Origin of the sequence: Nocardia sp. NPDC049220 (assembly GCF_040647855.1) — a bacterium.
In the GTDB taxonomy this organism is placed as follows: domain Bacteria; phylum Actinomycetota; class Actinomycetes; order Mycobacteriales; family Mycobacteriaceae; genus Nocardia.
The window spans coordinates 32355-58480 of the sequence record NZ_JBEZDA010000023.1 but is presented as its reverse complement, the minus strand read 5'-3'; the positions used below and the strand labels follow the sequence as shown (position 1 = coordinate 58480).

The following is a 26126-nucleotide window of genomic DNA, read 5'->3' as shown; positions in this document are numbered from 1 at the left end:
ACATCGCCGAAGGCCGCCAACCCGGCGACACCTCCACCCTCCTCGACCCCACCATCCTCCACACCATCCACACCAACAAAACCTGACCACAACGGCGGACCCGGCCCAGAAGATGAGGGGGTCCGGGTCCGCCGTCCGGCGCTTCGCTCAGCCCACGGTGTCGGGACCGTAAGTGGCGATGATGATGCCGGTCTCCAGGACAGTGGTGTCCAACAGCTGCAACGGGGTTTTGCCGGTGTCACGGTAGATCAGGTGCTCGGGGTCTGCGCGGCCCGCGAAGATCGGATGGATCCAGAGCCGGATCTCGTCGAGCAGGCCGTGTTCCAGCAGGAGCCGAGCCACTCCGCCGTGTCCGTAGATCAGAATGTCGCCCGGGGTCTCGGCCTTGATGCGAGCGACCTCGGCAGGAGTGTCCGGACCGAGCACGACGGTGTTGGTCCATTCCGGATCGGTCACGGTGCTCGACACCACATACTTCCGCATAGCGTTGACCTTGTCGGAGAACCAGTCGCCGGTGCGGTGCGGCCATACCGAGGCGAAACCCTCGTAGGTCTTGCGGCCCATCAGCAGCGCGTCGGCCGCCTTCAATTGGGCGCCCGCGAATTCCATCGCGCCCTCTTTGAAGTAGTCGAAGTGCCAGTCCCGCATATTGTCGATGAGCCCGTCGAGGGACACATTGGTACTTTCGACGATCTTTCCCATACCCGCGTCTCCTGGTCTGCGCCGAACCGGCTCAGGAACCGCCGAACTGCTCGGCCATCCGCCGGTCCATCTCATCGGGCGGCACCTCCTCCACGTGGGTTGCCACGGTCCAGCGGTGACCCCATGGATCCTCGAAAGCGCCGCTGCGGTCGCCGTAGAAGTGGGTGGTCATCGCCGTGAGTTCGGTGGCGCCCGCGGCCAGGGCGGCGGCGAACGCTGCGTCGGCATCCTCGACATACACGTAGAGATTGACGGGGGTGCCGCCGATCGTCTTCGGGTCGAGGAAGCCCATATCCGGCGCGGGATCGCCGAGCATGACGACCGAATCGCCGAACATCAGCTCGCAATGCGCGATCGTGCCGTCCGGACCGGGCATACGCATTCGCTCGGTGGCACCGAATACGTTCTTGTAGAAGTCGATCGCGGCCGCCGCACCGTCGATCGACAGTCCCGGCGAGACCACTGGGTATCCCTCGGGAACGGGCTTGACATCAGACATGAGAAACCTCCGATCGAGGCATGGTGTCGGACCTCCCGAGCCTATTCCCGTCTCCCACCCCGGTGGCCGGATCTCCCGAAATCAGGGACCGGCGACACCGCGCAGTCGACGCACCTGCGCGGCGGTCAGAGCGCTGAGCACGCCGGGGTCCACCGATTCCGGCGCGGTCACCGCGACCTGTACCAGCGTGCTGCCGACCTGAACGATCGCGACCGACGAGCCGAGCGTCAAGCCATCGCTGCTGGTGCGCACCTGAAAGGCGGTGGACGCGTCGCCCGCGGGTGGCTGGGCCAGGCCGCCGACCCGGTAATCCACCGGAGTATCGGTGTCGTCGGCGCCGGAATAGTGCGAACAGCGGCGCAGTATCGCCTGCACGTCGGAGAGCGCGTCGGCCAATGCCTCATGTGCATAACTCGCCGCATCGATATCGATACTGGAAAAACTCGGTCCCGCGTAGTGGATCGAAGCCTGCGCGAGCGCATCGCGGCGCTGCGCAGCCAGCGGGGTGAGCAGTTTCGCGCACTCCGCGGGGTTCGTCGGCGACGCGCCGGTGGCCGTGACTGTCTCAGGTATGTCGGCGCGCGGCGGCAGGACGGTGAAGTTCGGCGGTAGGTTCGCCTCGTCGAGCAGCAGGCCACGCAGGCGATTCGGATCGGATTCGGGTGCGGCGGTCACCGGGGCGGCGACTACCGCGGAACCGAGCGACGGCAGCTCGGGCGGTTCGGGTGTGGCCGGTTGCGCGGACCCGCACCCGGTGACCAATGCGGTGGACGCGACCGCGACCAGCAGGCCGCACGTCCGGGTCACTCGGTCCACGACACCTGCGTATCGATCGTCTGCTGCAGCATGCTCTCGCTGTGCGGATCACGGTAGGCCTGATGACCACCGACCGTGATGGACCCCGCCACTGGCAGCGGCAAACCGAGGTCGACGGTGATGGTGCCGGCGCCTTGCATGACATAGTCCCTGATGTCCAGTGCTCCGGCGTTGTTGGGCAGGTTCCACATCGGAGACTTCGGCGTCTGGGTGACCGTCAGTTCGATGACGAGCCGGTCGCCCTCGCGCCTGGTCAACGTCGCGGTGGTGATCTGGTCGAGCGCGACACCACCGGTGACTTCCTGCCGCACCGTCCATACCGCGCCCTCTCCAACGGGCTGGTCGGGGAACGCGATCGAGCGATAGACAGCCTGGTAGAACGCTTGTTCCAGGGCGGCCCGGGCGGCTGTGGAGGTATCCGGAGACGGCTCGAGCCGCAGCGCGGTGATGGCACCGAGATCACTGAGATCGAAACCGGCGTGCGAGCCGCCGATATTGGTGAGCGCCTCAGCCAGTGTCGGGTCGGGCGAAGTGACGGTGCCGAGGGTTAGGTCGATGCCCTCGGCAGTGGTCTGGGCGGTCATCGGGATGGTCAGCGCGGGCGCGGAGAAGTCGTGCATCGGCTGTTCGTTGATCTGCTGTTCGATCCGGTGCGCGGTACACAGTGTGACCCGCTGAACGGTGCCCGCCGGGTAGTCCGGCCGCAGCAGCGAACGTGGCTCCGCGCCGGCCGCGACAACCGTGGTCACGGCGGCCGGAATCGGCACGGTGACTTCCTTGCCCAGCCCCAGCGGCTCGGTGCTCTCGGCCTCACTGCGTCTTTCGGCGCCGTCGCCGCAACCGACCCCGAAGGCGGAGAGTCCGACCGCGAGCACCATCAGCAGCACACCCGAGCGCGCGATCCGCGGGATGTGGAGGGAAGACAACGCCGTCACGAGCAACAGGGTACGACCGCTTCCTGAGTGTCAGCTGGGACATTCGGTATCCAGCCGCTCGGCGTGCCGGGTGAGCGCGATTCGGGTGCGCAGGCACGGCAATCGGACGCGCGCACCGACCCCGATCCCGCTCGAGAGATGATGGTCGATGTGAGTGACGACCGACCGCCCGAGGAGAGCCGAGCAAACACCGCCGATCCGACGACCCCAGCGACTCCGCCTCAGCGCCTGCGGACCCTGCTCGTCATCGCCGCGGTCCTGTTCGGCCTCGATCTGCTCACCAAGACCCTCGTGGTCGCGAATCTGACGCCTGGCGACCCGGTGCCACTCCTCGGCGACTTCGCCCGCCTGAGCCTGGTGCGCAATCCCGGTGCGGCGTTCTCCATGGCGACCGGCATGACCTGGCTGCTGACCCTGATCGCCGCCGGCGTCGTGATCGGAGTGGTCCGCATCGGTCGTACCCTGCGCTCACTGTGGTGGGCGGTCGGCCTCGGCATGGTGCTCGGCGGTGCGCTCGGCAATCTGGTGGACCGGCTCTTCCGTGCGCCGGGCCCGCTGCAGGGGCATGTGGTCGATTTCGTCGCGATCGGCTGGTGGCCGGTGTTCAATGTCGCGGACTCCTCGATCGTGTGCGGCGCGATCCTGCTCGTCGCACTCACCGTGTTCGGCTTCGAACCGAACGGCACCCGCGTCGGACGCGGCAGCGAGCACAACAACGGGGAGAGCGCCGCATGAGGGAGACCAGAACCATGCCCGTCCCCGACGGGCTCGACGGCATGCGCGTCGACGCAGGACTGTCCCGGCTGCTGGGCCTGTCGCGTACCGCCGTCGCCGCGCTCGCCGAGGAAGGCTCCGTCCAACTCGACGGGATCGCCGCAAGTAAATCCGACCGCCTCGCCGGGGGCGCATGGCTCGAGGTGGTGTTTCCCGAGCCCAAGCGGGAACTCACGATCGAGGCCGAACCGGTGGAGGGCATGCGAATCCTCTACGCCGACGACGACATCGTCGCGGTGGACAAGCCGGTCGGCGTTGCCGCACATACCGGCGTCGGCTGGAGCGGGCCCACCGTGGTCGGCGGACTCGCCGCGGCCGGGTACCGCATCTCCACCTCGGGCGCCCATGAGCGGCAGGGCATCGTGCACCGCCTCGACGTCGGCACCTCCGGGGTGATGGTGGTCGCGCAGTCCGAGCACGCGTATACGGTGCTCAAGCGCGCGTTCAAGCAGCGCACCGTCGACAAGCGGTATCACGCGCTCGTGCAGGGACACCCGGACCCGAGCAGCGGCACCATCGACGCTCCGATCGGCCGGGCCCGCGGCAACGACTGGAAGTTCGCGGTCACCGCCGACGGACGCCCCAGCATCACGCACTACGACACGGTGGAGGCGTTTCAGGCGGCCAGCCTGCTCGACATCCACTTGGAAACCGGCCGCACCCACCAGATCCGGGTGCACTTCTCCGCCATCCGCCACCCCTGCTGCGGCGACCTCACCTACGGTGCGGACCCGCGGCTGGCCGAACGCCTCGGGCTGCAACGGCAATGGCTGCACGCTCGCTCGCTGGGGTTCCAGCATCCAGCGGACGGACGCTACCTCGAGATCACCAGCGCGTACCCCGACGACCTCAACCACGCCTTGGACGTCTTGCGCAATGCTTGACCCGCGCGCGCTACCGTGGCGTGGCATCGCCCGCACGGTAGCGGCCGTCGCGCTGATCGCGCTGGTCGGCGCGCTCGGCGTGCTGAATCCGCCGCGCAGGGCCGGCGTATTCACCGACCGGCTCGGACCGGAGCGGGGGGAACAGGTCGCGGACTATCTCGTGCGGGCGCGGGATTCGCTGACCGGTCCCGAAGGCGTGCAGCACTGGGCACTGCTGTCGTTCACCGAACCACTTACGCCCGAGCGAATTCCGGACCACGGCGGCGGTGTGCGCATCGCGCAGGTGTTGTACCGGGTGCCGATACCCCGCGTCCAGACTCCCCTGGTCGCCGTGCCCGTCCCGGAAGACATCGGCGCGGCGGTGGATTCCGCCGATTACGCGGCCTGGTTGCTCCCGTCACCCGCTGACGACCGCTCGGCCCGCACCGTCGCCGTCTCCGCCACGCGTCTGCGTGCGGGCTGCGCGTGCGTCATCGGACTGGTGGTCCGGGGACCACTGGCGAATCTGCGACACCTGGCCGCACAGAACGGCGTCCGTGCCGTCCAAGCCTTGCCCGCCGACGCGGTGGCGGGCCGCTTCGGGGTGGTCCCGTTGCTACCGGACCAACTGGAAGTCGTCCAGCCCGGCCCCGATGACGGCCCGGTTCCCGATCGGTGAGCCCGCACAGCGTTCAGCGCCGCGCCACCCAGTCCGCGATGTCGCTGATCACCGCGGGGTCGACGTGCCGCGGCGCCTGGTGGTGCGCGGGCATGGACGGGGACCCAGCCCGGGGGGAAGAACAAGTGATCATCGTCCGGATACACGCGAAAGGTGACGTCGGGGTGTCCGGTGAGTCCGGACCGCCACCGGGCGAAGTCGTCGGCCTCCGGCACCTGGTAGTCGCGACCGCCCTGGAGCACCAGCAGGCGCGCGGCCACCGCCGCGGCCGCCGAGAGCGCGGGGTCGTCCACCAGCGCGGCCTGGCGAGCCATCGCCGCCACTCTCGCCGTCGCCTGCGGGCTCGGATCGAGCGCCGCGAGGTAGCGGGTGACGCGTACCGCCGCATGGTGCATCGGCTCGGCATCGCCCGCCATCAGCGCCAGCCCCGCAATGGCCGGTTCGGCGGCCGCGACGCGTGGCGCGACCTTCGCGCCCATACTGTGCCCGAGGACGAAAACGCGCCGGCATCCACCTCGGGCCGCACGCGCAGCAGCTGAATCGCTGACACCGCGTGCGGCACATGCTCTTCGGTCATCGTGAATTCGGGGTTGTCGACCGCTCCGTGGTGCGTGAAGGTGACCTTGTCGAAGCGCGGCGCCACCACCCCACGTGAGGCCAAACCCCAGGCGATGTCCTTCAGCGGCTCGTTCGGACCGCTGGTCTCGTCGCGGTCGAACGGCCCTCCGCCACTGAGCGGCACGACTGCGGGGCATAGCGGCACCTTCACGTGGAATGCTCATCGTGCCCACCAGTGCGAGCGCGCCGGATCCGACGGCGACGTCGTGCTCGGCGAAGGCGCTCGGATCGACGTTGAGCGGCGGCTCCCACCCGGTGGTGACATCCGGCGTCAACCGCGGGCCGTGCGCGCGTCCGTCACTGCCGACCGACACGATCACCGTCAATCCACCGCGCGCGCCCGTTACCGGGACACCTACCCGGACGAGTTCCGCATCCATCCGTTGCACGGTTGGCGCGCATACTGCGGATATCGCAGTATCTGCTGAGCCCCATCCTGCTTCCGGCCGGCGAACACGAGTGATTCCACTTGGCAAAGGTGGCGTCCCCACATCGGCACAGTTCAGGAACACCGATTCCGGACTTTCGACACCGATGTGGGGACGGGCACTCGACCTGGCGAGAGTGGCGTCAGTCCGGCAGGGTGACCACACCGTCGAGGTAACGGCGGCATCGGCCGAGCAGCAGGACGCGGTCCCCGACGAGCTCGCAGCGCAAGGCTCCGCCGCGGCGCGACAGCTGCCTGGCGTGCAGCGTGGTGCGCCCCAGCCGCTCACTCCACAGCGGAACCAGCTGAGCGTGTGCCGATCCGGTCACCGGATCCTCGGAGACGCCCACAGCCGGCGCGAAGAACCGGGAGACGAAATCGACCGAATCACCGGGCGCGGTGATGATCGCAGCACGCGACAGGGCCGGAAACGCGGCGAGCACCGGTGCGGCAGCACGGACTTCCTGTTCGGACGCGACGACGATCACCTCATCCGTGCCGGAGTAGGCCCGCACCGGGCGCACCCCGAGCGCGGCGACCAGCGCGGGATCGGGCGACACCGGAATACTGGGCACAACCGGCAGATCCAACACGAATTCGTCGTCGTCGGTGCGGTCGACCTGCAGCCAGCCGCTGCGTGTGTAGAAACTCACCCGGTCTTCTCCCGGATGCATGTCCGCCAGAATCTGCGCGGCACTGGCCATGGTGGCGTGCCCGCACAGGGCGACCTCCACCGTCGGCGTGAACCAGCGCAGGTGGAAGGCGGGCCAGTCGCCCGGGGGCGTACCCGCCTCGGACGGTAATTGCGAGGTGTAGAAGGCGGTCTCGGCGAGGTTGTTCTCCTCGGCCAGCTGTTGCAGCAACGCATCCGGGAGCCACGACGGGAGCGGCATCACCGCGGCCGGGTTGCCAGAGAACGGTGCGTCGGCGAACGCGTCGATCTGGTGCAGCAGTACCTCCATAGTCCAAAAGGTACTCCAATCCTGAATGGCGCCCTCGCACAAGGGTTCTCGTGGCGCGGCGAGTCAGGCGTCCAGCTGGTCAGGCAGCCCCGCCCGGCGAACTCGGAAACAGTTGCCGGCGCTCCCCGAGCAGTGCCGCACCTACCCACCAGGCGGCTTCGACCAACACGATGCCGACCACGCCACAGGCCACTGCCGCGCCGGTCAGCCTGACGTTGGAAGGATCGAGTTTGAAGAACTCCCGGGTGAACGGAACGGTGAACAGGACGACGTACGCCGCGACCGACGCCGCCAGCAACACGACCTTCCACCACACGTACGGCCGAGCCACGATGGCCAGCACCCACACCGCGATCATGATCAAGGTGATCAGCGCGGTGGTGCCCGCCTGGATCTTCTGCTGCTCGCCCGCATCCGGACCGGCATAGGCGATCAGATAGGCGACGAAAGTCGCCGCGCCGATCACAACACCCGACGGGATGGCCAATCGCATGACACGCGAGACGAACCCGCTGCGAGCGCGCTCGTTGTTCGGCGCGAGCGAGAGAATGAACGCCGGGATGCCGATAGTGAACCAGGCCGCGATCGTGACGTGGCGCGGGAGAAACGGGTAGCCGATCGGCTCGTAGTCGAAAATTTGCGAACCTATCCCGGCGAGACCGACCAGGAACGCGAGCAGGACCGAGTAGACGGTCTTGGTGAGGAAGAGGTTCGAGACCCGCTCGATGTTTCCGATCACCCGGCGGCCCTCGCCGACCACATAGGGCAGCGTGGCGAATTTGTTGTCCAGCAGCACGATCTGGGCGACCGCGCGCGTGGCGGGGCTGCCGGCGCCCATGGCCACGCCGATATCGGAATCCTTGAGCGCGAGAACGTCGTTCACACCGTCACCGGTCATCGCCACGGTGTGTCCGCGCGACTGCAGCGCCGACACCATAGCGCGCTTCTGATCCGGCCGTACCCGGCCGAACGTGGTGCTGCGCTCCACTACGTCGGCCAGCTGGTCGCGGTCCTCGGGCAGTTCGCGCGCGTCGATGGGGTGGTCGCCGCCCGGCAGGTCGAGTGACGAGGCGACGGCGCCGACCGACACGGCGTTGTCGCCGGAGATCACCTTGATGGAAACATTCTGGCTCGCAAAATATTCGAGGGTTTCCCTTGCGTCCGGCCGGACCTTCTGTTCCAGCACGACGAGCGCGGCCGGCCGCACCGTACCCGGGGCGTCCGGAGCGTCCACTGGACGGTCACTGCGGGCGAGCAGCAGGACGCGCAATCCGGACGAACCGAGGTCCTCGGCGACCCGCGCATGCTCGGAGGCCGGGTCCAGCAGCACGTCCGGCGCACCGAGCAGCCAATCGCCGTGCGCACCGTAGGAGCAACCACTCCACTTCTTGGCCGAGGTGAACGGCGCCACCGCGGTCTGCTGCCAGCCGGGACCGTCGGGAAGCTCCTCGGCGATCGCCTGCACACTCGCATTCGGGCGGGGATCATCGGCGGCCAGCGCGGCCAGCGCGGCGCGGATCTCGGTGGCGTCGAAGGACTCCAGCGTCTTCAGGTCCGACAGCCGCATGCCGTTCTCGGTCAGCGTGCCGGTCTTGTCCGCGCACACCACGTCGACGCGGGCCAGGCCCTCGATCGCGGGCAGCTCCTGCACCAGGCACTTGCGCCGGCCCAGCCGCACGACGCCGACCGCGAACGCGATCGAAGTCATCAGCACCAATCCCTCGGGCACCATCGGCACCAGTGCGGCGACCATGCCGGTGAGCGCGGGCCGCCACGATTCCTTGCTGGAGAACAGCTGGTTGTAGATGCTCAGCAGACCGGCCGGAATGAGCAGGTAGGTGATGAACTTCAGGATCTTGTCGATACCGGCCCGCAACTCGGAGTGCACGAGGGTGAACCTGCTCGCCTGCTCGGCCAGCTTCGCCGCGTACGCGTCCTTGCCGACCTTGGTCGCACGGTAGGCGCCGGATCCGGAGACCACATAGCTGCCGGACATCACCGCGGCGCCGACCGACTTGTCGACCGGGTCGGCCTCGCCGGTGAGCAACGATTCGTCCACCTCGAGCAGCGCGGACTCCTCGACCGTACCGTCGACCACGATCTGATCACCCGGGCCGAGTTCGATCAGATCGTCGAGCACCACCTCACGCGGCGCGATTTCGACAGCCATGCCGTCGCGGCGCACCGTCGGCTTGGCCTGGCTGACGATGGCCAACTCGTCCAAGGTGCGCTTGGCCCGAATCTCCTGGATGATGCCGATCGCGCTGTTGGCGACGATCAGCAGACCGAACATGCCGTCGACGATCGACCCGGTGGCCAGCACCAGGATGAACAGAACACCGAGGATGGCATTGATCCGGGTGAAGACGTTCGCGCGGATGATGTCACCGACCGAGCGGCTCGCGCGATCCGGCACGTCGTTGGTGCTGCCGTCACGGCGACGTTGTTCGACCTCCGCCGTAGTGAGCCCGGTGGCGCGCGATGCCTGCGCGGTAGTCGACATGACCGCAAGGCTACGTGACAACTACCGTCGTCATCGTGCGGCAAAGCAGGTCTATCCCCGGTGTGGTATTCGGCACTAGCGCCTTCTTCCTGTGGGGCCTGTTCCCTGCCTTCTTCGGTTTGCTGGCGTTCGCCGGAGCGGGCGAGGTGGTAGCCCAGCGGATTCTGTGGACTCTGGTCTTGGTGCTCGTCGTGCTGGCGGCGAGCGGACGACTGGCGTCGCTGCGCGACATCGGTCGACGAGTCTGGCGGCTCGCGGCGCTCGCCTCGGCAGCGATCGCGCTCAACTGGGGCGTGTACGTCTACGGCGTCACCTCGGGACACGTCGTCGAGTGCGCGCTCGGGTACTTCATCAACCCGCTGGTCACCGTCGCGTTCGGCGTGGTGATCTTCCGCGAGCGGCTGACCCGCGCACAGTGGGCGGCGCTTACCATCGGCGCGACCGCCGTGGCAGTGCTCACCGTCGACTACGGCCGGCCTCCGATCATCGCCCTGGCGCTGGCCTGCTCGTTCGCCATCTACGGTCTGGTGAAGAAGGTGATCCCGCTGGACGCGTTGCGCGGCATCGCCGCGGAAGGGCTCGTCGCAGCGCCGTTCGCGCTGGGATTCATCATCGTGCTCGCGGTCACCGGAGACAGCGAATTCGGTTCCAGCGCTGGACATGCCGCACTGATGATGTCCACCGGACCGGTCACCCTGGTACCGCTGCTGCTGTTCGCCGTCGCAGCTCAACGGGTTCCGCTGTCCACCATGGGCCTGCTGCAATACCTCACGCCCGCCTTGCAGATGGCCTGGGGCGTCATGGTCGCGCACGAGCCGATGGCCGGGTCCCGGTGGGCAGGCTTCGCGCTGATCTGGTTTGCTCTGGCGATCTTCACCACCGACGCCCTGCTGCGCGCGCGGCGCGGGCGTCGGAACCCGGTGACCGCAGCGGAACCACCTGCCAGCCACGTTTGACGACTGCCGGCGCGTGCGGTGCTGGCGACACGGTTCCGGAACTGTCGACGCGGTCCGGGCGATCCTGCCGCCGGATTCGCCCAGCACCCAGCCGAACTGAAGGCATACGACCGATCGCCGGTCGAGCCCGACAGGTTCGGGGCCGCGCGCGGTTCATTACATTGACCGAATCGAACGGCGAGATCGGAGCGTTGATACATGCTGGACGAATGGCAACTGGATCGAGCAGCGGGGGCGCTGCTCGGCACCGCTGCGGGCGATGCGCTCGGGGCCGGATATGAATTCACCCATCCTGGCCCCTTCCAGGTGATCGACATGATCGGCGGCGGGGCGTTCCAATGGGCGCCGGGTGAGTGGACCGACGACACGTCCATGGCGATGGCGATCGCGCTGGCGGCCGACCGAGGTCCGGGCATCGACCTCGACGACGTGGCAGCGGAATTCGTCGCGTGGTGGGACAGCGCGCCACGGGACGTCGGGCTCCAGACCTCACGGGTGCTCTCGGTGCGTCCGGATTCGGCGCAGGCCATGCAGCATCGCGCGTCGAGTCTGGACGGGTTGACCGGCGGCAACGGATCGCTTATGCGCACAGCCCCCGTCGCGCTGGTCCACCTCGACGACGCCGCGGAATGCGTGCGCATGGCGGCCGCCATCGGCGCCTTGACCCATCGCGACCAGCAAGCCATCGAGGCATGCCAGATCTGGACGTACGCCATTCGACACGCGGTACTGCACGCGAGTTTCGACGGCGTGCGGGACTTCGTGGCCAACTCCGCAAGCGCCGGATACTGGGAACCGCTGCTCGATCAGGCCGAAACCGGTGTGCCGCACGACTTTCCGAAGAACGGCTGGGTGGTGCATGCGCTTCAGACCGCGTGGTGGGCCATCACGCACGCAGCACAATCCGGCCCTGCGCATCTGCCGCGGGCGCTGGAACTGTGTGTACGGGCGGGCGGTGACACCGACACGACAGCCGCGATCGCGGGCGGCCTGCTCGGCGCCCGCTGGGGCGCGAGCGCCGTCCCGCAGCGCTGGCGCGCGATACTGCACGGCTACCCGGGATCGACGGGTGACGACGTGGTCTCACTTGCCGTCCGGATCGCGACGAACAACACCATCGGCTGATCGGGACAACACTGATGTCGCCCGGGACCCTGAGCCGGAAAAGGCGACGACAGTGTCGGACCCGACACTGTCGCTTGCGCTACGGCGCTCGACCCGGCGGAGTCGATCGTGCCGTCCGGGATTCGGAGCGCTCGACGAACGGCGGTCTCGCCCACACCGGTGGGTCGGACACGGACATCGATGCCTGCGTGCGACTTCGACATTCCCGGAGCGAGGAACGCAGTCCACACGGGCCCCGCCCGCTCGAAATTTCGGTGACACCAGACGATAGACCGCTAATGACAGCGGGCCGGTCACCGGGCGAACCCCGGTAACCGGCCCGAACGCGCGAACCGATCAGCCGCAGGCCGCCGACTGCTGACCCAGATTGGTCAACATGGCACAGGCCCAGGCCTTCTGGATCTTCCACTTGCCGTTGTCGGCGACGAACGGCACCTCGACGATGTTCTCTTGCTCGTTCAGCGTGAACTTGGCCTTGGCGTTCACACTGTCGCCGAACGAGGTGACGTCGGTGACCTCGATCTTGACGTCGGCACCCGCCGCGGCCTGGGAAAGCCGGTCCGGCAGCGTCGGATCGGCTTCGACGCCTTGGACATTGTCCAACTTCTCGGTGGCGGGCACCGACGGGTCCAGCGCCCGAGACAGGGCGGTGTTCAGCTCCGCGGCGGTCGGGACCGGCGGCAGGTTCGCGCTCGCGGCCGCCGATGCCTTGGCGCTGGTCGACGTCTTGGCGGCGGGCTTGCTGTCCTTGTCGTCGCTGCCGCAGGCGGTCATGCCGAGCGCGGCAACGACGGCCAAGCCGGCGATCGCGATGCGTCCAGTCTTACGAAGCTTCAACTGCTCGTCCTTTGCGTTCGAGTACGTCCATGTCGTGTTCCACGATGGCAGCCGCCACCCGAACCGGCGACGCTGCACGAGGCCCCAGGTTACCCGGCGGCGGAAACCACCGCCCGGATCCACCCGGGACAGACGGATGTCGTCGGCAGCGAACGTACGCGTCCGTCCAGGCATTGTCGAACCGTCGTCAGAGCAGGCTGTCCAAAGGATCGGCCGGGGTGAGCGCGGAGTCGCCCACGGCGAAGGTGCGCGCGGGACCCGCGCCGGTCGAACGGGTTTCGAAGCGGACCGTCACCACGCCGAGTCCCGCGCCCTGCACCCAGCCGTGCCCGTGGTCGGGATGGGTCACGTCCATCCCGGACTGCCAGACTCTGATCGGAAGGGCCGCGACGCCCGACCGCGACGCACTGGCCGCGTTGTCGTATCGCGACGACTCGTCGGCATCGGGCTCCTCCTGGGCGGTCTCGGTGCCCAGACCGCGATCGAGTTCCGGGAACAGCGATTCCTGGCGGACCGTCGACAGGCCGCCATAGCTCACCCCGACCAGCCGGACCGGGCCCAGTTCTTGTGGATCCGGTGCCGAACGTTGCGCGGCGGCGGTGAGCGTGGCCAGGTCTTCGGTCGCGTAGGGCAGCGTGTAGGAGCGCGTGACGATGCTCATGTCGGACTTTTTCAGTTTGAGCACCACGGTGCGAGCAGCGCGTCCGTCACCGGCCAGGCGCCGGTGCGCGGCGGCGGCCATATCCTCGATGGCGGGCCGTAGTTGGGCGAGGGTGACGATATCGGTCTCATAGGTGGTCTCTGCACTGATCTGCTTGGCCTCGGCACGCTCGGTGACCGGGCGGTCGTCGATGCCGCGCGCCAGGTGGTGCAGAGCCGCACCGACGCTGCCGCCGAGGATCGACACCGCCTCCGATTCCGGCAGTGCGGCGAACGCGCCCACGGTCTCGATGCCCACTGCGCGCAACCGGCTTTCCGCGACCGGTCCGATCCCCCACAGCTTGCGCACCGGAAGTGCGGCGAGCAACCGCTGCTGCTCGACCGGCGAAATCACCCGAATCCCATCGGGTTTGGCCAGGCCGGAGCCGATCTTGGCCAACTGCTTGCCAGTTCCCGCACCGACCGATGCGGTCAGCCCGGTGCGTGCGCGGACCAGAGCTCGCAGTTCCGCGCAGAACTCGTACACTCGCGCGACAGACGCGCCCGCGAGTTCGGCGGGCTCGGCGAACGCCTCATCGAACGACAGTGTCTCCAACACCGGGATCCGGCGACGCAGCGCGTCGAAAACCTGTCCGCTCACCACGCCGTACACCGCTCCGCGCGGCGGCACCACCACCGCGGTCACGCCGACGAGCCGGCGCGCTTGGTGCATCGGCATCGCCGAGCGGGCGCCGAACACCCTGGCCTCGTAGCTGGCCCCGGCCACGACCCCGCGCCCACCGGTACCGCCGACCAGAACCGGTCGACCACGCAGCGTCGGGCGCGTCAACTGTTCGACCGAGGCGAAGAACGCGTCCATATCGATGTGCAGGACCCAGCGCCCGGCGGTGCTGTCCGCATCGGCGAGCTCAGGAAGGCGCCGACCGCTCACCGATGCTTCGCCGCGCGTTGTCCGGCCCACCGATCGGCGGGGTCCCGCACGACAATGCGCCGCCGAGCCGGACCTGCCGGACGCACCCCGATCTCGATGCTCACGTCGAGCAATGTACGCCCGGACACCGACAGGTCCCGAGCGGACGTCGACGCCATCCGGTGGCGCTGTGCGCTAGCTGCCGGTTCACTCTCGGATCGCTGGGTACCCGAGACCCGAGTTACGCGCTCTCTTCGTCGGCGCATGCCTTCTGATCTGGCCTTTTGCCGGACCGGTCGATGTACTGCTCAGTCCCGAATCGCCGACGACGAACCGCGGGGACGAGGTCCACCACCGGACTCGGTATGTGATGATCGGACCCATGAAGATCCGTAAGGCCGTCATCCCGGCCGCCGGTATCGGCTCCCGGCTACTCCCACTGACCAAAGCCATCCCCAAGGAGATGCTGCCGGTCGGCGACAAGCCGGTGATCGAGCACACGGTCCGTGAGCTGGTCGCCTCGGGCATCACCGACATCACCATTGTGGTCAGCGGCGGAAAATCGTTGATCCAGGACCACTTCCGCCCCAACCCGGCGCTGGTCGACCAGCTGCGCGCGGAGGGGAAAACCGCACACGCCGACGCGGTGGAGGAGGTCGGCGAGCTGTCCCGGCGCGGTCATATCACCTACCTCGACCAGCACGGCCCGTATGGTAACGGCACCCCGGTGCTCAACGCCGCCCGAAATCTCGGCGACGAGCCGATGCTGGTGTTGTGGCCCGACGACGTCTTCGTCGCCGAGGTGCCACGCGCCCAGCAACTCATCGACGCCTACGAGTCCACCGGGTCCCCGGTCCTCGCGCTGATGCCGATGAACCCCGCCGAATCGCAGCGCTACGGCGTGCCGGTGGTGGCCGACGACCACGGCAACGGTCTGCTGCGTATCACCGGGCTTCGAGAGAAGCCCAAGCCCGAGGACGCACCGTCGAATTTCGCCGCGATCGGCGGCTATGTGGTCACGCCCGGCATCATCGACGAACTGCGCATTCAGACCGACGCGTGGTATGAGCACCGCACCGGCGAGGTGTACCTCACCGACGCGATCAACAAGCACGCGGCCGGCAACCCGGTCTTCGGGCAGGTGATCCAAGGTCGCTGGTACGACACCGGTAATCCGGCCGACTACCTGGTCGCGCAATTCGCCTCGGCGCTGGCGCATCCGCAGTACGGACCGCTGCTGCGCACGCTCGCCGAGTCGCTCGGCACCTGACCGAACCGCCACCCGCCGATACCTCGCATGGCCCGCGACGACGCTGTCGCCGATAGCGTCGGCGATGCCGCCATGGGCCCACCTTCTCGTCGTCGATCCCGGGGCTCGCCGTTCGCCACGTTCCTCGACCAGCGCGGTGCGTTCGTCAGCATGACGTCGAAGGGCTCACCCGAATGCTCCGCGCGTGCGGGGCGAGGCGGCCGAGACGTCATCCGGTTCGACTGAGCCGAAACCGGTACCACTACCGCGGTCACGACCCGAACTCCGTCGGGTCGTGACCGTGACGCGCATACCCGTGGATTACGCCGACCGTGAATCAGGCTGGTGTGGCGTGCTCAGAAGCGGCGGATCGCATAGATGTCGAAGCGGCTGAGTGGGGTGAATCCAACCGGCACGCCCGAGCCGTAGGCGTTGAACACCTGCCCCAAGCCGGCATAGATACCGACGTGCGAGCCGTCGTCATTGAGTACCACGACATCGCCGGGCGCGAGGGCGCTGCGCGGGACCGCCACCCCAACTTTCGCCTGCTGCCAGGTTGTCCGCGGCAGACTCACCCCCACCTGGCGAAACGCCCACTGGACCAGGCCGGAGCAATCCCAGGCGAACGGACCGGTGCCACCCCACTGGTAGGGCTTGCCGATCTGCGTCAAGGCCACGGCCAGTGCGGCGAGGCCGCGCGAACTGGGCACCGGCAGTGCCGCCGAGCCACTGGCGCTGAGGGTCGCGCCCAACTCGCTGGCGGAACCGCTGCCCGGTCCGCTGCCGGAGGCACTACCGGTGTCCGACCAGACCGGTCCTGCCAGGACAAGTGTCGCAATCATCGACACCATGAACCCGAGTGCGATGCGGCGCAGCGGTTTCCTCGTCACGTGCTCGTCCCTTCCGTTGACCCGACTGACAGGGCACCCACCGACAGCCCTGGCTAACATCTGGCATCAGCAGGGTCATCGAGATGGCGCCGCGGCTACCGCGCCTGGCGAAAGCACACCTGGCGCAGCGCATTTCGAGTAGGACACTCCGCGAACAGACACTGCCGCCTCAGCAGTTAACCTGCGTAACAGCAGCAACATCGCCGATTGTGCCGGGCCGAAAGCGTCGACACAATCGGTTCAGCAAATTCCTAGCGTGTGATCTACATCACACATCAATCTCTTGACTTTGCGCGCCTAATGCGCAGTTTTCGCAGCCCGCGCGGAACCTCCGGGAAGCCACGGCAGCGCGGATGGCCGGGAATGCCCTGACAGTCATCGCGTGGGTGATGCCGTGCCGATAGCCCGCTATCGGCACGGCATCACCCGGCATGGCTTGCGAGCAAATTGCCCGCGAGCCGAGACACGCGTGCGGCAGACGGCAGACGATAGGGATTTGTGCGGACCTGCTCCGGTCCGGCTGCGACTGCCGTAGATCTCGTGCCCGGCAGAATGACGGATCGAACCACAACACCGGGCGAGCAGCGCACGCGATCACTGTTCGATGTGATCCATGGGGCACACTGACCATCGACGTAAACCCGAGCCATGGGCGTGGTCGAGTCGCTCCGGGTATACGACCGCGAATACAGTTCGGGGGCAAGACCTTTCGGTCTCACCCCCGACTCGTCCTGTCTTGGACGTCAGACCTTGGTGACCTTCGCCCGCACGCCACCGACGAGATCGGCGGCATCGGGGCCGGCGTCGCCGAATGCCAATGTGGTGGCGAGGATCTCGCCCGCGATCAACTCACGGTGGGCCTCGGCCCAGCCGGCCCGCTCCGCGGGAACGTCGAGCACTACGGTGATGCGGTCGGAGACATCGAGGCCGGAGGTCTTCCTGGTCTCCTGCAGGTCACGGATCAGGTCACGGGCCCATCCCTCGGCCTCCAGTTCCTCGGTGACCACCGAGTTCAGGACCACCAGACCCGCATTCCCCGGCAGCGCCGCGGTGGACTCCGGCTCGGCGGCGACCAAGCGCTGAGTGTATTCCTCGGGAAGCAGGGCGATACCGGCCGCGGTGACCACACCATCGGCGCCCTCGGACCAGTCCCCCGCTTTGACCGCCTTGATCACCGTCTGCACGTCTTTGCCGAGGCGCGGACCCGCCGCACGGGCGTTGACCACCAGCTCGAAGCGGCCGTGCGCGTCCACATCGGTGGTCAGATCCACCTTTTTGACATTGACCTCGTCCGCGATGATGTCCGCGAACGGCGCCAACCGCTCCGCGTCGGCCGCGGCGATGGTGACCTCGGCCAGCGGCAGCCGCACCCGCAGATTCTGCGCCTTGCGCAGGCTCAGCACCGTCGAGCACACCACACGCACCTCGTCCATAGCGGCTACCAACTCCGGGTCGTGCGCAAGCGCCCCCGCAGCGTTTTCTGATCGCTGCGCAGGCTCCGCTCCCGCCGGCCAGTCCGCCAGATGCACCGAGTCGCCGCCGGTCAGTCCTCGCCAGATCACTTCGGTGAGCAACGGCAACAGCGGCGCGGCCAGCCGGGTCACCACCTCGAGCACCGTGTGCAGGGTGTCCACCGCGTCCACGTCCTCGTTCCAGAACCGCGAACGCGACCGGCGCACATACCAATTGGTCAGCGCGTCGGCGAACGAACGCAGCTCTTCGCAGGCGCCCGCGATGTCATAGACCTCCAGTGCCTCGGTCATCACATCTCTGGTCTGCGCCAGCTTCGCCAGGATGTAGCGGTCGAGCACGTTCGGCGAATCCGTCCGCCACGTCCCGGGTTTCGAGGCGTACAACTGCAGGAAGGTCCACGCATTCCACAGCGGCCGCAGCGCATGGCCGACACCCTCGCGGATGCCGCGCTCGGTGACGATGAGGTTACCGCCGCGCAGGATCGGCGAGCTCATCAGGAACCACCGCATGGCATCGGAGCCGTCCCGGTCGAACACTTGGTTCACATCCGGGTAGTTGCCCTTGGACTTGCTCATCTTCAGCCCGTCATCACCGAGCACGATGCCGTGCGCGACCACGGTCTTGAATGCCGGGCTATCGAACAACGCCGTTGACAGGACGTGCAGGTTGTAGAACCAGCCGCGCGTCTGTCCGTTGTATTCGACGATGAAGTCACCGGGGAAGTGGCCGGCGAACCAGTCCTTGTTCTCGAACGGGTAGTGCACCTGGGCATATGGCATGGAGCCCGACTCGAACCAGCAGTCGAGCACCTCGGGCACCCGGCGCATGGTCGAGCTGCCGGTCGGATCGTCGGGGTTCGGGCGGGTCAGCTCGTCGATCGTCGGCCGGTGCAGATCGGCGGGGCGCACGCCGAAGTCGCGCTCCAGCTCATCGAGCGAGCCGTACACATCGACGCGCGGGTAGGCCGGATCGTCGGACACCCAGACCGGAATCGGGCTGCCCCAGTAGCGGTTGCGGCTGATGTTCCAATCCCGCGCGCCCTCCAGCCACTTGCCGAACTGTCCGTCGCGGATGTGCTCGGGCACCCAGGTGATCTGCTTGTTCAACTCGACCATGCGATCGCGGAACTGGGTGACCGCGACGAACCAGGACGGCACGGCCATGTAGATCAGCGGTTGACCGGAACGCCAGCTGTGCGGATAGGAGTGCTCGATCGTCTCGTGCCGCAACACCTTTCCCGTGGACTTGAGATCCTTGATGATCATCGGGTTGGCGTCGAACACCATCAGCCCCTGGTACGGCGGGACCATCGAGGTGAACTTGCCGCCCGGATCCAGCGGTTGTACGAGCTCGATCCCGTTGGCCGCGGCGACATCCATGTCCTCCTCGCCGAAAGCCGGTGCGAGGTGCACGATTCCGGTGCCAGAGTCGGTGGTCACATAATCGGCGGTGAGCACACGGTGCGCGTTCGGGTGGCCGAGGAAGAAGTCGAACGGGGGGGTATAGGCCAGGTCGGCCAGCGCTGCTCCGTCGTACTCGCCGAGCACCTCGAGGTCCTCGCCGAACTCTCGGGCGTAGTGCGACATTCGTTCGACCGCAAGCAGGTAGCGCTTGCCGTCGGCGGCACGCAGGTGCACGTAGCGGACGTCCGGGTGCACCGCGATGGCCAGGTTGGACGGCAGCGTCCACGGCGTGGTCGTCCAGATCAGGGCATTGGCACCGTCGAGTGCGCTCAGCGGATGGTCGGCGGACACGCGCAGCACCATGTCGACGGTGACCGCCGGGTCCTGGCGCATCTTGTACGCGTCGTCGAGGCGAGTCTCCTGATTCGACAACGGCGTCTGTTCGTACCAGCTGTAGGGCAGCACCCGGAAGCCCTGATAGATCAAGCCTTTGTCATAGAGCGACTTGAACGCCCACATCACCGACTCCATGAAGTCGGTATCCAGCGTCTTGTAGTCGTTGTCGAAGTCGACCCAGCGGGCTTGGCGCGTCACGTAGTCGCGCCATTCGCCGGTGTAACGCAGTACCGATGTTTTGCAGGCCGCGTTGAATTCGGCCAGACCCATGGCATCGATCTGTGATTTGTCCGTGATACCGAGCTGCTTTTCTGCCTCGATTTCCGCGGGCAAACCGTGGCAGTCCCAACCGAATCGACGATCGACCCGCTTGCCACGCATAGTCTGGAAACGCGGGACGAGGTCTTTGACATATCCGGTGAGCAAATGGCCGTAATGCGGTAGACCATTCGCAAAGGGCGGCCCGTCATAAAAAACGAATTCTGATGCGCTGGAACGCTTTTCGATGCTCGCGCGGAAGGTGTCGGCGGCCGCCCATGCGTCGAGCACGCGGCGCTCCATCTCGGGGAACGATGTCGCGCTGCCGACGCCGAAGTCGACCCGCGGATACGCGCTGCTGCTGGAAGTGTGGTCCGCCATCGCGGATACGTCTCCTCGTGCCGTGTCGTTGGCACGGGGACGATGACAGCGCCCGGTGCGCCGAAACCGCGGTACCACCCCGCTTGCCCGGCACAGTATCCGCCGGACCTCTCGTTCGGGAGCTGTGACGGGCTCACCCGTTCGGTTCTACTGAGCACCCGGCCAGGGGGCCGTGCGGCTGTTCTTCCGAAGACTCCCCGGTGATTGCCGGATCGACGTCGTATTCATGTTTGATTCTAGCCAGAGCGGTCAACCCAGTTCGCAGGGCAAGTCACGCTCGGCCGGCAGGGCAGCCCTTACCGTTTGGCATGACGACCAGGAGGCTGCGTGGACTCACCCTCGGGCCTCCGCATGGATAGGGCACTCACCAGCAACAGCACAGCACCGACGACACACACCACGATGCAGCCCCACGCCCAGATCACCGATCCGGTGGTGAGCGCGGCCACGAGTAGGGCGAAGCCGATCGCGGCAAGGACGAGCGTCAAGACGAGCATGGTGACCCCCAAGGCATGCCAGGCGGCTCGACATTTCCTCTAGCAGTATGACCTGCTGCACGCAGACCGAGCCGCGCTACTTGCCACCCTTGGCAAAGGAGGCGGGCGCCAGGTTGTTCGCGGTGTTGGCGTCGGCGAACGCTTCGCCACCGTCGACCGGCACCGCCGAGCCGCGATTCTCCAACTCCTCGAGCTGCGACTCCAGGTACGACTTGAGGCGTACCCGGTACTCCCGCTCGAATGTCTTGAGCTGCTCGATTCGGCTCTCCAGCACGGTGCGCTGCTGGGTGATGGTGGCCATGATCTCGGTGTGCTTGCGCTCCGCGTCGGCCTGCAGCGCGTCGGCCTTCTCCTTGGCCTGGCGCAGTTGGTTGTCCGACCGGGTCTGGGCGTCCGACAGCAGGGCGTCCGACTTCTGGCGAGCGTCGACGATCATGGACTCCGACCGCGTCCGCGCATCACCTACCAGTCGCTCGGAGTTCGCCCTGGCATTCGACAGCAGGTTCTCCGCCTCGACCTTCGCGTCGCTGGTCAGCCGGTCCGCCATCTCCTGGGCGAGGCTGAGCACCTTGGCGGCCTGCAGGTTCGCGTCCGCACCAGCGTCCTTGACCACCGGCGCGGGCATCGGGGGGGGCGGGGCGACCGGAACCGGCGGCTTGATCGGCTCGGGCGGCGGAGCTTGTGGTACCGGAACCTTCGCGGCATTCACGGTGGCCGGGCCGCGATTCTTCTTGGCGTCGGCCAGTTCCGCGTCGAGTTCGGCAACCCGCTGGCGCAGGTCGGCGTTCTCCTCGATCAGACGCGAGAGCTCCTGCTCCACGAGATCCAGGAACGCGTCGACCTCATCCTCGTTGTAGCCACGCTTCCCGATCGGCGGTTTGCTGAACGCGACGTTGTGCACATCGGCTGGGGTCAGCGGCATGGAAGGATCCCTTCACGCGTCTTTTGGAGATCTAGCAGATCTAGCAAGCTGTCTTCCCGGCCCATTCTGTCACACCGGAGCTACCGGTTGCCCGAGCCTGCCCACGATCGACATCAAGATGAAGACGATGAATAGCAAGACCATAATCGACAGATCCAGCCGAATTCCGCCCAGTGACACCGGGGGTATCAACCGCCTCAGGAGTTTCACCGGAGGGTCGGTGATCGTGAAGATCACCTCTAGTACGACGACCACGACACCGGTTGGGCGCCAGTCACGGGCAAAGCTTCGAATGAACTCGACGATCACGCGGCTGATCAGCAACAGCCAGAAGATGAACAGTACGAAGTACAGCACCGCGAACAAGGCCACCAGTTCACTCTGCCGCAAAAATCGCTTCGCGCAAAATGACCGCGCCGCACCACCCACGACCGGTCTTCCCCACCCCCCGGATCACGGCATTATTTCTGGTTGTAGAAGCCGGTCTCGGCGATTCGGCGGCGTTCTTCGGCCGATACGTCGACATCGGCGGGTGAGAGCAGGAACACCTTCGTCGCGACCTTGTCGAACGAGCCGCGCAGGGCGAAGGCCAGGCCTGCGGCGAAGTCGACCAATCGCTTGGCGTCGGCGTTGCTCAGTTCGACCAGGTCCATGATCACCGGATTGCCCTCACGGAAGCGCTCGCCGATGATCCGGGCCTCGCTGTAATCCCGCGGGCGCAGCGTCGTGATCTTGGACAAGGGGCCTCCGTCCTCGAAGATCCCGGGACGCCGCACCGGGGCGGGCTCGGGACGCACGCGCTCCTCCAGCCGGCGTTCCTCGGCGTCGGGATCGACGGCGAGCGCACCCCGGGTGGCTCCGCGTAATATCGGCGCGCTCCCACCCGCCCGGAACCGGCCCGACGGGGCGGACTCGATCCGGGTCGGGCGGCGCGACGCCTCGTAGCGGTCGTCACCGTACGGCTCGTCGGCGTAGTCGTCGCGCCGCGACACCGGGTACCCCGCCTTGTACGGCGACTTGTAAGCAGGCTCCGGATACTCGATGTCGTCGAAACGGTCCGCACCGTAACGATCTTCGCCGTAGCGATCGGCATAACCGTCACGGTCGGAATAGTCACGGGGCCGGGGCCGGCGCGCACCGCGGTCGTCGACACCCCGAGGGGCGCGATCGTCGACATAGTCATCTTCGTAGTCGTCGAGCGGAACCATGCCGAAGTACGCCTTGAACTTGTGCAGCGTGCTCATGACCGCACCTCGCTGTCGCTCGGCTCCGTCATGACCACGATGGTGGCTGCGTCGATTACTCGCTCGCTGCGCTCGCTCATTCTGGTCGACCTTCCTTCGGCCCCGGTGGCAGCCGGGTGTTGAAGTCTTGCTCAGCCCTCGCCAGTTCCCAGCATATGTGTCGAATGTGACTGATGAGGTTTCTTTGCTACGCCGAGGTTATCGGCCTGCCGCCCATCAAGGCGGTACCGACACGCACAACCGTGGACCCGTGTTCGATCGCCGATTCCAGATCGCCGGACATGCCCGCCGAAAGGTCCGTCGCCTCCGGATGATCGGCGAGCAGCAGGGTGTGCAACGTCGCAAGACGTGCGAACGCCGCATCAGACTCCGCCCCCAGCGGCGGAATGGCCATCAGACCCGACAGTCGTAGTCCCGGCGCGGCCGCGACCCGTTCGGCGAGCGGAGCGAGATCGGCCGCCGGCACACCGCCGCGCGCAGGGTCGTCGTCCAGGCTCACCTGGAGCAATACCCGAACCGGATCGGTACGATCCCCCGCGTCCAACGCGTCCCGCGCACCGGCGTCAAGGGCAGTTGCCAGCCGTTCGCTATCGATCGAGTGCACGGTGTGCGCCCAGCGGGCCACAACCCTCGCTTTGTTCCGTTGCAGGCGCCCTATCATGTGCCAGCGGATACCGGAGAGTTCTTCATCACGCACGGCCGCCACTTTGGCGGTGGCCTCCTGCTCGCGCGACTCACCGAAGTCACGCCGACCCAGCCGATACAGGATCGCCACATCGGAGGCCGGGAAGAATTTCGTCACCGGTAGCAGCCGGACCGAGTTCGGATCCCGGCCCGCCGCGACGCAGCCCGCATCGATCCGGGCAAGCAGGCCCGCCAAGGTGGCGCTCAACTCCGCAGTACGGGCCGCGACCGCCTCGGCCGACACGGACTCGATGTCGGCACTCACGACGGTGCCTCGCTCGGGCTCGGCTCAGCCGACCGCGCACGGTGTTCCCATGTCACGCGCCGACGCTCACTCACGCGGTGTCCTCCCGCCAGATCACCCCACCGATTCGGCCGGTCGGGGCGCCGCGGCGGTGGCTGAACAGGGTGCGGTCCTCGATCGTGCAACGCGGATCCACGGCGATCCCGGCTACCCCGGCCTCAGTGAGCTGCCGGGAGATTCCGGCGCGCAGGTCGAGCGCGGGGGTGCCGCGGACGGTGACGGTCGCGCTTCCCGGCAAATGCGCCTCGACATCGTCACGCATCGCCGCGGGGACTTCGTACTGGCGACCGGAGGCTGCGGGACCGAGGAAGGCGCCGATGCGATCCACGCGCGCGCCGACGGAGATCATCGCGTCCAGCACCCGCGGCACGATGCCGATCCGAGCGCCGATGCGCCCGGCGTGCACGGCCGCGATCACACCTGCCTCATCGTCGGACAGCAGGATGGGGACGCAGTCGGCGGTGAGCACCACGAGCGCGAGGCCGGGCACCGTCGTGACGATGGCGTCGGTCGCGGGAACCGGCTGCGGCCGCGGACCGTCCACGATTTCGACATTGCGACCGTGGATCTGTTCCATCCACACCAAGCGGTTGGGCGTCAGGCCGATCCCCTCGGCCAGCCGATCCCGGTTGCGCCGCACCGTCGCCGGATCGTCGCCGACATGGTCGCCGAGGTTGAACGAGTCATACGGCGGCGCCGAGAAGCCCCCCGCCCTGGTCGTGGTGACCCGTCGAACGATCGTAGTCGGCGCGATAGTCATAGCGACGAGCCTAGTGGCGTTCTCACACGCTATTTCGAGCTGGGTTCCGGCCGCGGCCGGAACCCACTGCCCACCTGCTAACCCCGCCGCATGAACGAAGGCACATCCACGTCGTCGTCATCGTCATCATCGTCCGGCGGCGTGATGTGCGAACGCGGGTTGTTCGCGATCGTCGGCTCGGACAGCGAGCGCTGCCGTTCGGTGTCGCGGTAGCTCGGCACCGCGCCTCGGCTGCTGGAGATACTCGCCGGGGTGTCGGTGCTGCGGGCGACGACCTCACTGGGGCGGCTCTGTCCGATCTCGCCGGACCTCGCCGACCCGATGGTGCCCCGGCTCGTGGTGTCGAAGGTCCGCCGGGCTGGGCCTCCGCCGTCGAAGCCCGCGGCGATCACGGTGACCCGCACCTCGTCACCCAGCGAGTCGTCGATAACGGTGCCGAAGATGATGTTGGCCTCGATGTGCGCGGCCTCCTGCACCAGCGACGCCGCCTCATTGATCTCGAACAGACCTAGATCCGACCCGCCCGCGATCGACAGCAACACTCCGTGCGCACCATCCATCGACGCCTCGAGCAGCGGCGAATTGATCGCCGCCTCGGCAGCTTTCACCGATCGCCCCTCGCCGCGCGACGAACCGATACCCATCAGCGCACTGCCCGCTCCGGACATCACACTCTTGACATCGGCGAAGTCGACGTTGATCAGACCGGGTGTGGTGATCAGGTCGGTAATGCCCTGCACACCGTTGAGCAGCACCTCGTCCGCCGAGCGGAAGGCGTCCATCAGACTCACCGCCGCGTCGCCCAGTTGCAGCAGCCGGTCGTTGGGGATCACGATCAGCGTGTCGCAGGACTCGCGCAGTAGGTTGATCCCCACCTCGGCCTGGTTGCCGCGGCGCTTGCCCTCGAACGAGAACGGACGCGTGACCACACCGATGGTGAGCGCGCCGAGCTTACGCGCGATCTGCGCGACGACCGGGGCGCCACCGGTGCCGGTGCCACCTCCTTCGCCCGCGGTGACGAAGACCATGTCGGCGCCCTTGAGCACCTCTTCGATCTCGTCCTTGTGGTCCTCGGCCGCCTTGCGTCCGACCTCGGGATCGGCGCCGGCCCCGAGACCGCGGGTGAGTTCACGACCGACGTCGAGTTTGACGTCGGCATCGCTCATCAGCAGGGCCTGTGCGTCGGTATTGACCGCGATGAACTCGACACCTTTGAGTCCTTGTTCGATCATCCGGTTGACGGCATTCACACCGCCGCCGCCGATACCGACGACCTTGATCACCGCAAGGTAGTTGTGCGGGGGCGTCATGGGCTCTCGCCTTCCTTCGATCTAAAGCCTGTCGTTTCCGGATTCTCGGCACGCTGCTTTTCGACCCGGCCCGTGGGTCGATTCGCTTC

At 67.2% G+C, this 26126-nt stretch carries 25 protein-coding genes; 8 read left to right on the top strand and 17 right to left on the bottom strand.

Translation table 11 applies throughout. From position 1 onward, the window contains the following. Window positions 1–147 precede the first annotated feature (147 nt). The 4 genes from AB0C34_RS28920 to AB0C34_RS28905 form a co-directional block, all read right to left on the bottom strand. Entirely contained in the window at window positions 148–702 is a 555-nt protein-coding gene (locus AB0C34_RS28920; RefSeq protein WP_357079697.1) for a dihydrofolate reductase family protein, read from the bottom strand. A 31-nt stretch (window positions 703–733) separates the two neighbouring features. Then, window positions 734–1201, bottom strand: a complete 468-nt coding sequence (locus tag AB0C34_RS28915) for a VOC family protein (RefSeq protein ID WP_357079694.1) — start codon at window positions 1199–1201, stop codon at window positions 734–736. An 81-nt stretch (window positions 1202–1282) separates the two neighbouring features. Continuing rightward, the gene (locus tag AB0C34_RS28910; RefSeq protein ID WP_357079691.1) at window positions 1283–2017 is read right to left on the bottom strand and encodes a hypothetical protein; all 735 of its coding nucleotides are present in this window, start codon (window positions 2015–2017) and stop codon (window positions 1283–1285) included. Then, window positions 2005–2952: a hypothetical protein gene (locus tag AB0C34_RS28905; RefSeq protein WP_357079688.1), complete on the bottom strand. Its 948-nt coding sequence runs from the start codon at window positions 2950–2952 to the stop codon at window positions 2005–2007. Before AB0C34_RS28905 ends, AB0C34_RS28910 begins: the two co-directional genes overlap by 13 nt. A gap of 138 nt (window positions 2953–3090) precedes the next feature. Between AB0C34_RS28905 and lspA the strand changes: the two genes are divergently transcribed. The 5 genes from lspA to AB0C34_RS28880 all read left to right on the top strand — a co-directional run bounded on the left by lspA (window position 3091) and on the right by AB0C34_RS28880 (window position 6314). Continuing rightward, window positions 3091–3687 (top strand): signal peptidase II, encoded by a 597-nt coding sequence (lspA, locus tag AB0C34_RS28900; RefSeq protein ID WP_357079725.1) that lies wholly within the window; start codon window positions 3091–3093, stop codon window positions 3685–3687. Beyond that, complete coding sequence (locus AB0C34_RS28895) at window positions 3684–4610, top strand: RluA family pseudouridine synthase (protein WP_357079685.1); 927 nt, start codon at window positions 3684–3686, stop codon at window positions 4608–4610. Before lspA ends, AB0C34_RS28895 begins: the two co-directional genes overlap by 4 nt. Beyond that, window positions 4603–5268, top strand: coding sequence for a hypothetical protein (locus tag AB0C34_RS28890; RefSeq protein WP_357079682.1), 666 nt, complete (start codon window positions 4603–4605; stop codon window positions 5266–5268). The genes AB0C34_RS28895 and AB0C34_RS28890 overlap by 8 nt, the downstream gene beginning before the upstream one ends. After that, window positions 5265–5807, top strand: a complete 543-nt coding sequence (locus AB0C34_RS28885) for a hypothetical protein (protein WP_357079679.1) — start codon at window positions 5265–5267, stop codon at window positions 5805–5807. The genes AB0C34_RS28890 and AB0C34_RS28885 overlap by 4 nt, the downstream gene beginning before the upstream one ends. A gap of 78 nt (window positions 5808–5885) precedes the next feature. Next, window positions 5886–6314 (top strand): hypothetical protein, encoded by a 429-nt coding sequence (locus AB0C34_RS28880; protein ID WP_357079676.1) that lies wholly within the window; start codon window positions 5886–5888, stop codon window positions 6312–6314. A 142-nt stretch (window positions 6315–6456) separates the two neighbouring features. Here AB0C34_RS28880 and AB0C34_RS28875 read toward each other — a convergent pair whose 3' ends face one another. Then, window positions 6457–7275 carry a PhzF family phenazine biosynthesis protein gene (locus AB0C34_RS28875; RefSeq protein ID WP_357079674.1) on the bottom strand — a complete coding sequence of 273 codons (819 nt, stop codon included), beginning with the start codon at window positions 7273–7275 and terminating at the stop codon, window positions 6457–6459. Window positions 7276–7354: 79 nt separating this feature from the next. Next, window positions 7355–9778 (bottom strand): HAD-IC family P-type ATPase, encoded by a 2424-nt coding sequence (locus tag AB0C34_RS28870; protein WP_357079671.1) that lies wholly within the window; start codon window positions 9776–9778, stop codon window positions 7355–7357. Window positions 9779–9813: 35 nt separating this feature from the next. On the opposite strand from AB0C34_RS28870, the gene rarD reads away from it, so the two are divergent. Further along, window positions 9814–10734, top strand: coding sequence for an EamA family transporter RarD (gene rarD / locus AB0C34_RS28865; protein WP_357079722.1), 921 nt, complete (start codon window positions 9814–9816; stop codon window positions 10732–10734). A 198-nt stretch (window positions 10735–10932) separates the two neighbouring features. Continuing rightward, the gene (locus tag AB0C34_RS28860; protein WP_357079668.1) at window positions 10933–11859 is read left to right on the top strand and encodes an ADP-ribosylglycohydrolase family protein; all 927 of its coding nucleotides are present in this window, start codon (window positions 10933–10935) and stop codon (window positions 11857–11859) included. A gap of 336 nt (window positions 11860–12195) precedes the next feature. On the opposite strand, the gene AB0C34_RS28855 is transcribed toward AB0C34_RS28860, so the two are convergent. Together AB0C34_RS28855 and AB0C34_RS28850 are read right to left on the bottom strand one after the other, a co-directional pair. Further along, window positions 12196–12870: a hypothetical protein gene (locus AB0C34_RS28855; protein ID WP_357079665.1), complete on the bottom strand. Its 675-nt coding sequence runs from the start codon at window positions 12868–12870 to the stop codon at window positions 12196–12198. Between the two features lie 13 nt (window positions 12871–12883). Continuing rightward, window positions 12884–14287 (bottom strand): DNA polymerase IV, encoded by a 1404-nt coding sequence (locus AB0C34_RS28850; RefSeq protein WP_357079662.1) that lies wholly within the window; start codon window positions 14285–14287, stop codon window positions 12884–12886. Window positions 14288–14648: 361 nt separating this feature from the next. On the opposite strand from AB0C34_RS28850, the gene AB0C34_RS28845 reads away from it, so the two are divergent. Continuing rightward, the gene (locus tag AB0C34_RS28845) at window positions 14649–15536 is read left to right on the top strand and encodes a UTP--glucose-1-phosphate uridylyltransferase (protein WP_357079659.1); all 888 of its coding nucleotides are present in this window, start codon (window positions 14649–14651) and stop codon (window positions 15534–15536) included. Window positions 15537–15871: 335 nt separating this feature from the next. Here the strand turns inward: AB0C34_RS28845 and AB0C34_RS28840 are convergent, their stop codons facing one another. The 9 genes from AB0C34_RS28840 to ftsZ form a co-directional block, all read right to left on the bottom strand. Continuing rightward, window positions 15872–16366, bottom strand: coding sequence for an NlpC/P60 family protein (locus tag AB0C34_RS28840; protein ID WP_357079719.1), 495 nt, complete (start codon window positions 16364–16366; stop codon window positions 15872–15874). Window positions 16367–17148: 782 nt separating this feature from the next. Further along, window positions 17149–20316: an isoleucine--tRNA ligase gene (gene ileS, locus AB0C34_RS28835; RefSeq protein WP_357079656.1), complete on the bottom strand. Its 3168-nt coding sequence runs from the start codon at window positions 20314–20316 to the stop codon at window positions 17149–17151. Between the two features lie 296 nt (window positions 20317–20612). Beyond that, entirely contained in the window at window positions 20613–20813 is a 201-nt protein-coding gene (locus AB0C34_RS28830; protein ID WP_357079653.1) for a hypothetical protein, read from the bottom strand. 76 nt (window positions 20814–20889) lie between these two features. Next, window positions 20890–21735 carry a DivIVA domain-containing protein gene (locus tag AB0C34_RS28825; RefSeq protein ID WP_357079650.1) on the bottom strand — a complete coding sequence of 282 codons (846 nt, stop codon included), beginning with the start codon at window positions 21733–21735 and terminating at the stop codon, window positions 20890–20892. 69 nt (window positions 21736–21804) lie between these two features. Beyond that, window positions 21805–22107 carry a YggT family protein gene (locus AB0C34_RS28820; RefSeq protein WP_039797136.1) on the bottom strand — a complete coding sequence of 101 codons (303 nt, stop codon included), beginning with the start codon at window positions 22105–22107 and terminating at the stop codon, window positions 21805–21807. Window positions 22108–22196: 89 nt separating this feature from the next. Beyond that, the gene (gene sepF / locus AB0C34_RS28815) at window positions 22197–22979 is read right to left on the bottom strand and encodes a cell division protein SepF (protein ID WP_357079647.1); all 783 of its coding nucleotides are present in this window, start codon (window positions 22977–22979) and stop codon (window positions 22197–22199) included. Between the two features lie 187 nt (window positions 22980–23166). Further along, the gene (locus AB0C34_RS28810; protein WP_357079644.1) at window positions 23167–23928 is read right to left on the bottom strand and encodes a YggS family pyridoxal phosphate-dependent enzyme; all 762 of its coding nucleotides are present in this window, start codon (window positions 23926–23928) and stop codon (window positions 23167–23169) included. A 70-nt stretch (window positions 23929–23998) separates the two neighbouring features. Continuing rightward, window positions 23999–24727, bottom strand: a complete 729-nt coding sequence (pgeF, locus tag AB0C34_RS28805) for a peptidoglycan editing factor PgeF (protein WP_357079641.1) — start codon at window positions 24725–24727, stop codon at window positions 23999–24001. Window positions 24728–24804: 77 nt separating this feature from the next. Beyond that, window positions 24805–26037 (bottom strand): cell division protein FtsZ, encoded by a 1233-nt coding sequence (ftsZ, locus tag AB0C34_RS28800; RefSeq protein WP_357079638.1) that lies wholly within the window; start codon window positions 26035–26037, stop codon window positions 24805–24807. Between the last annotated feature and the right edge of the window lie 89 nt (window positions 26038–26126).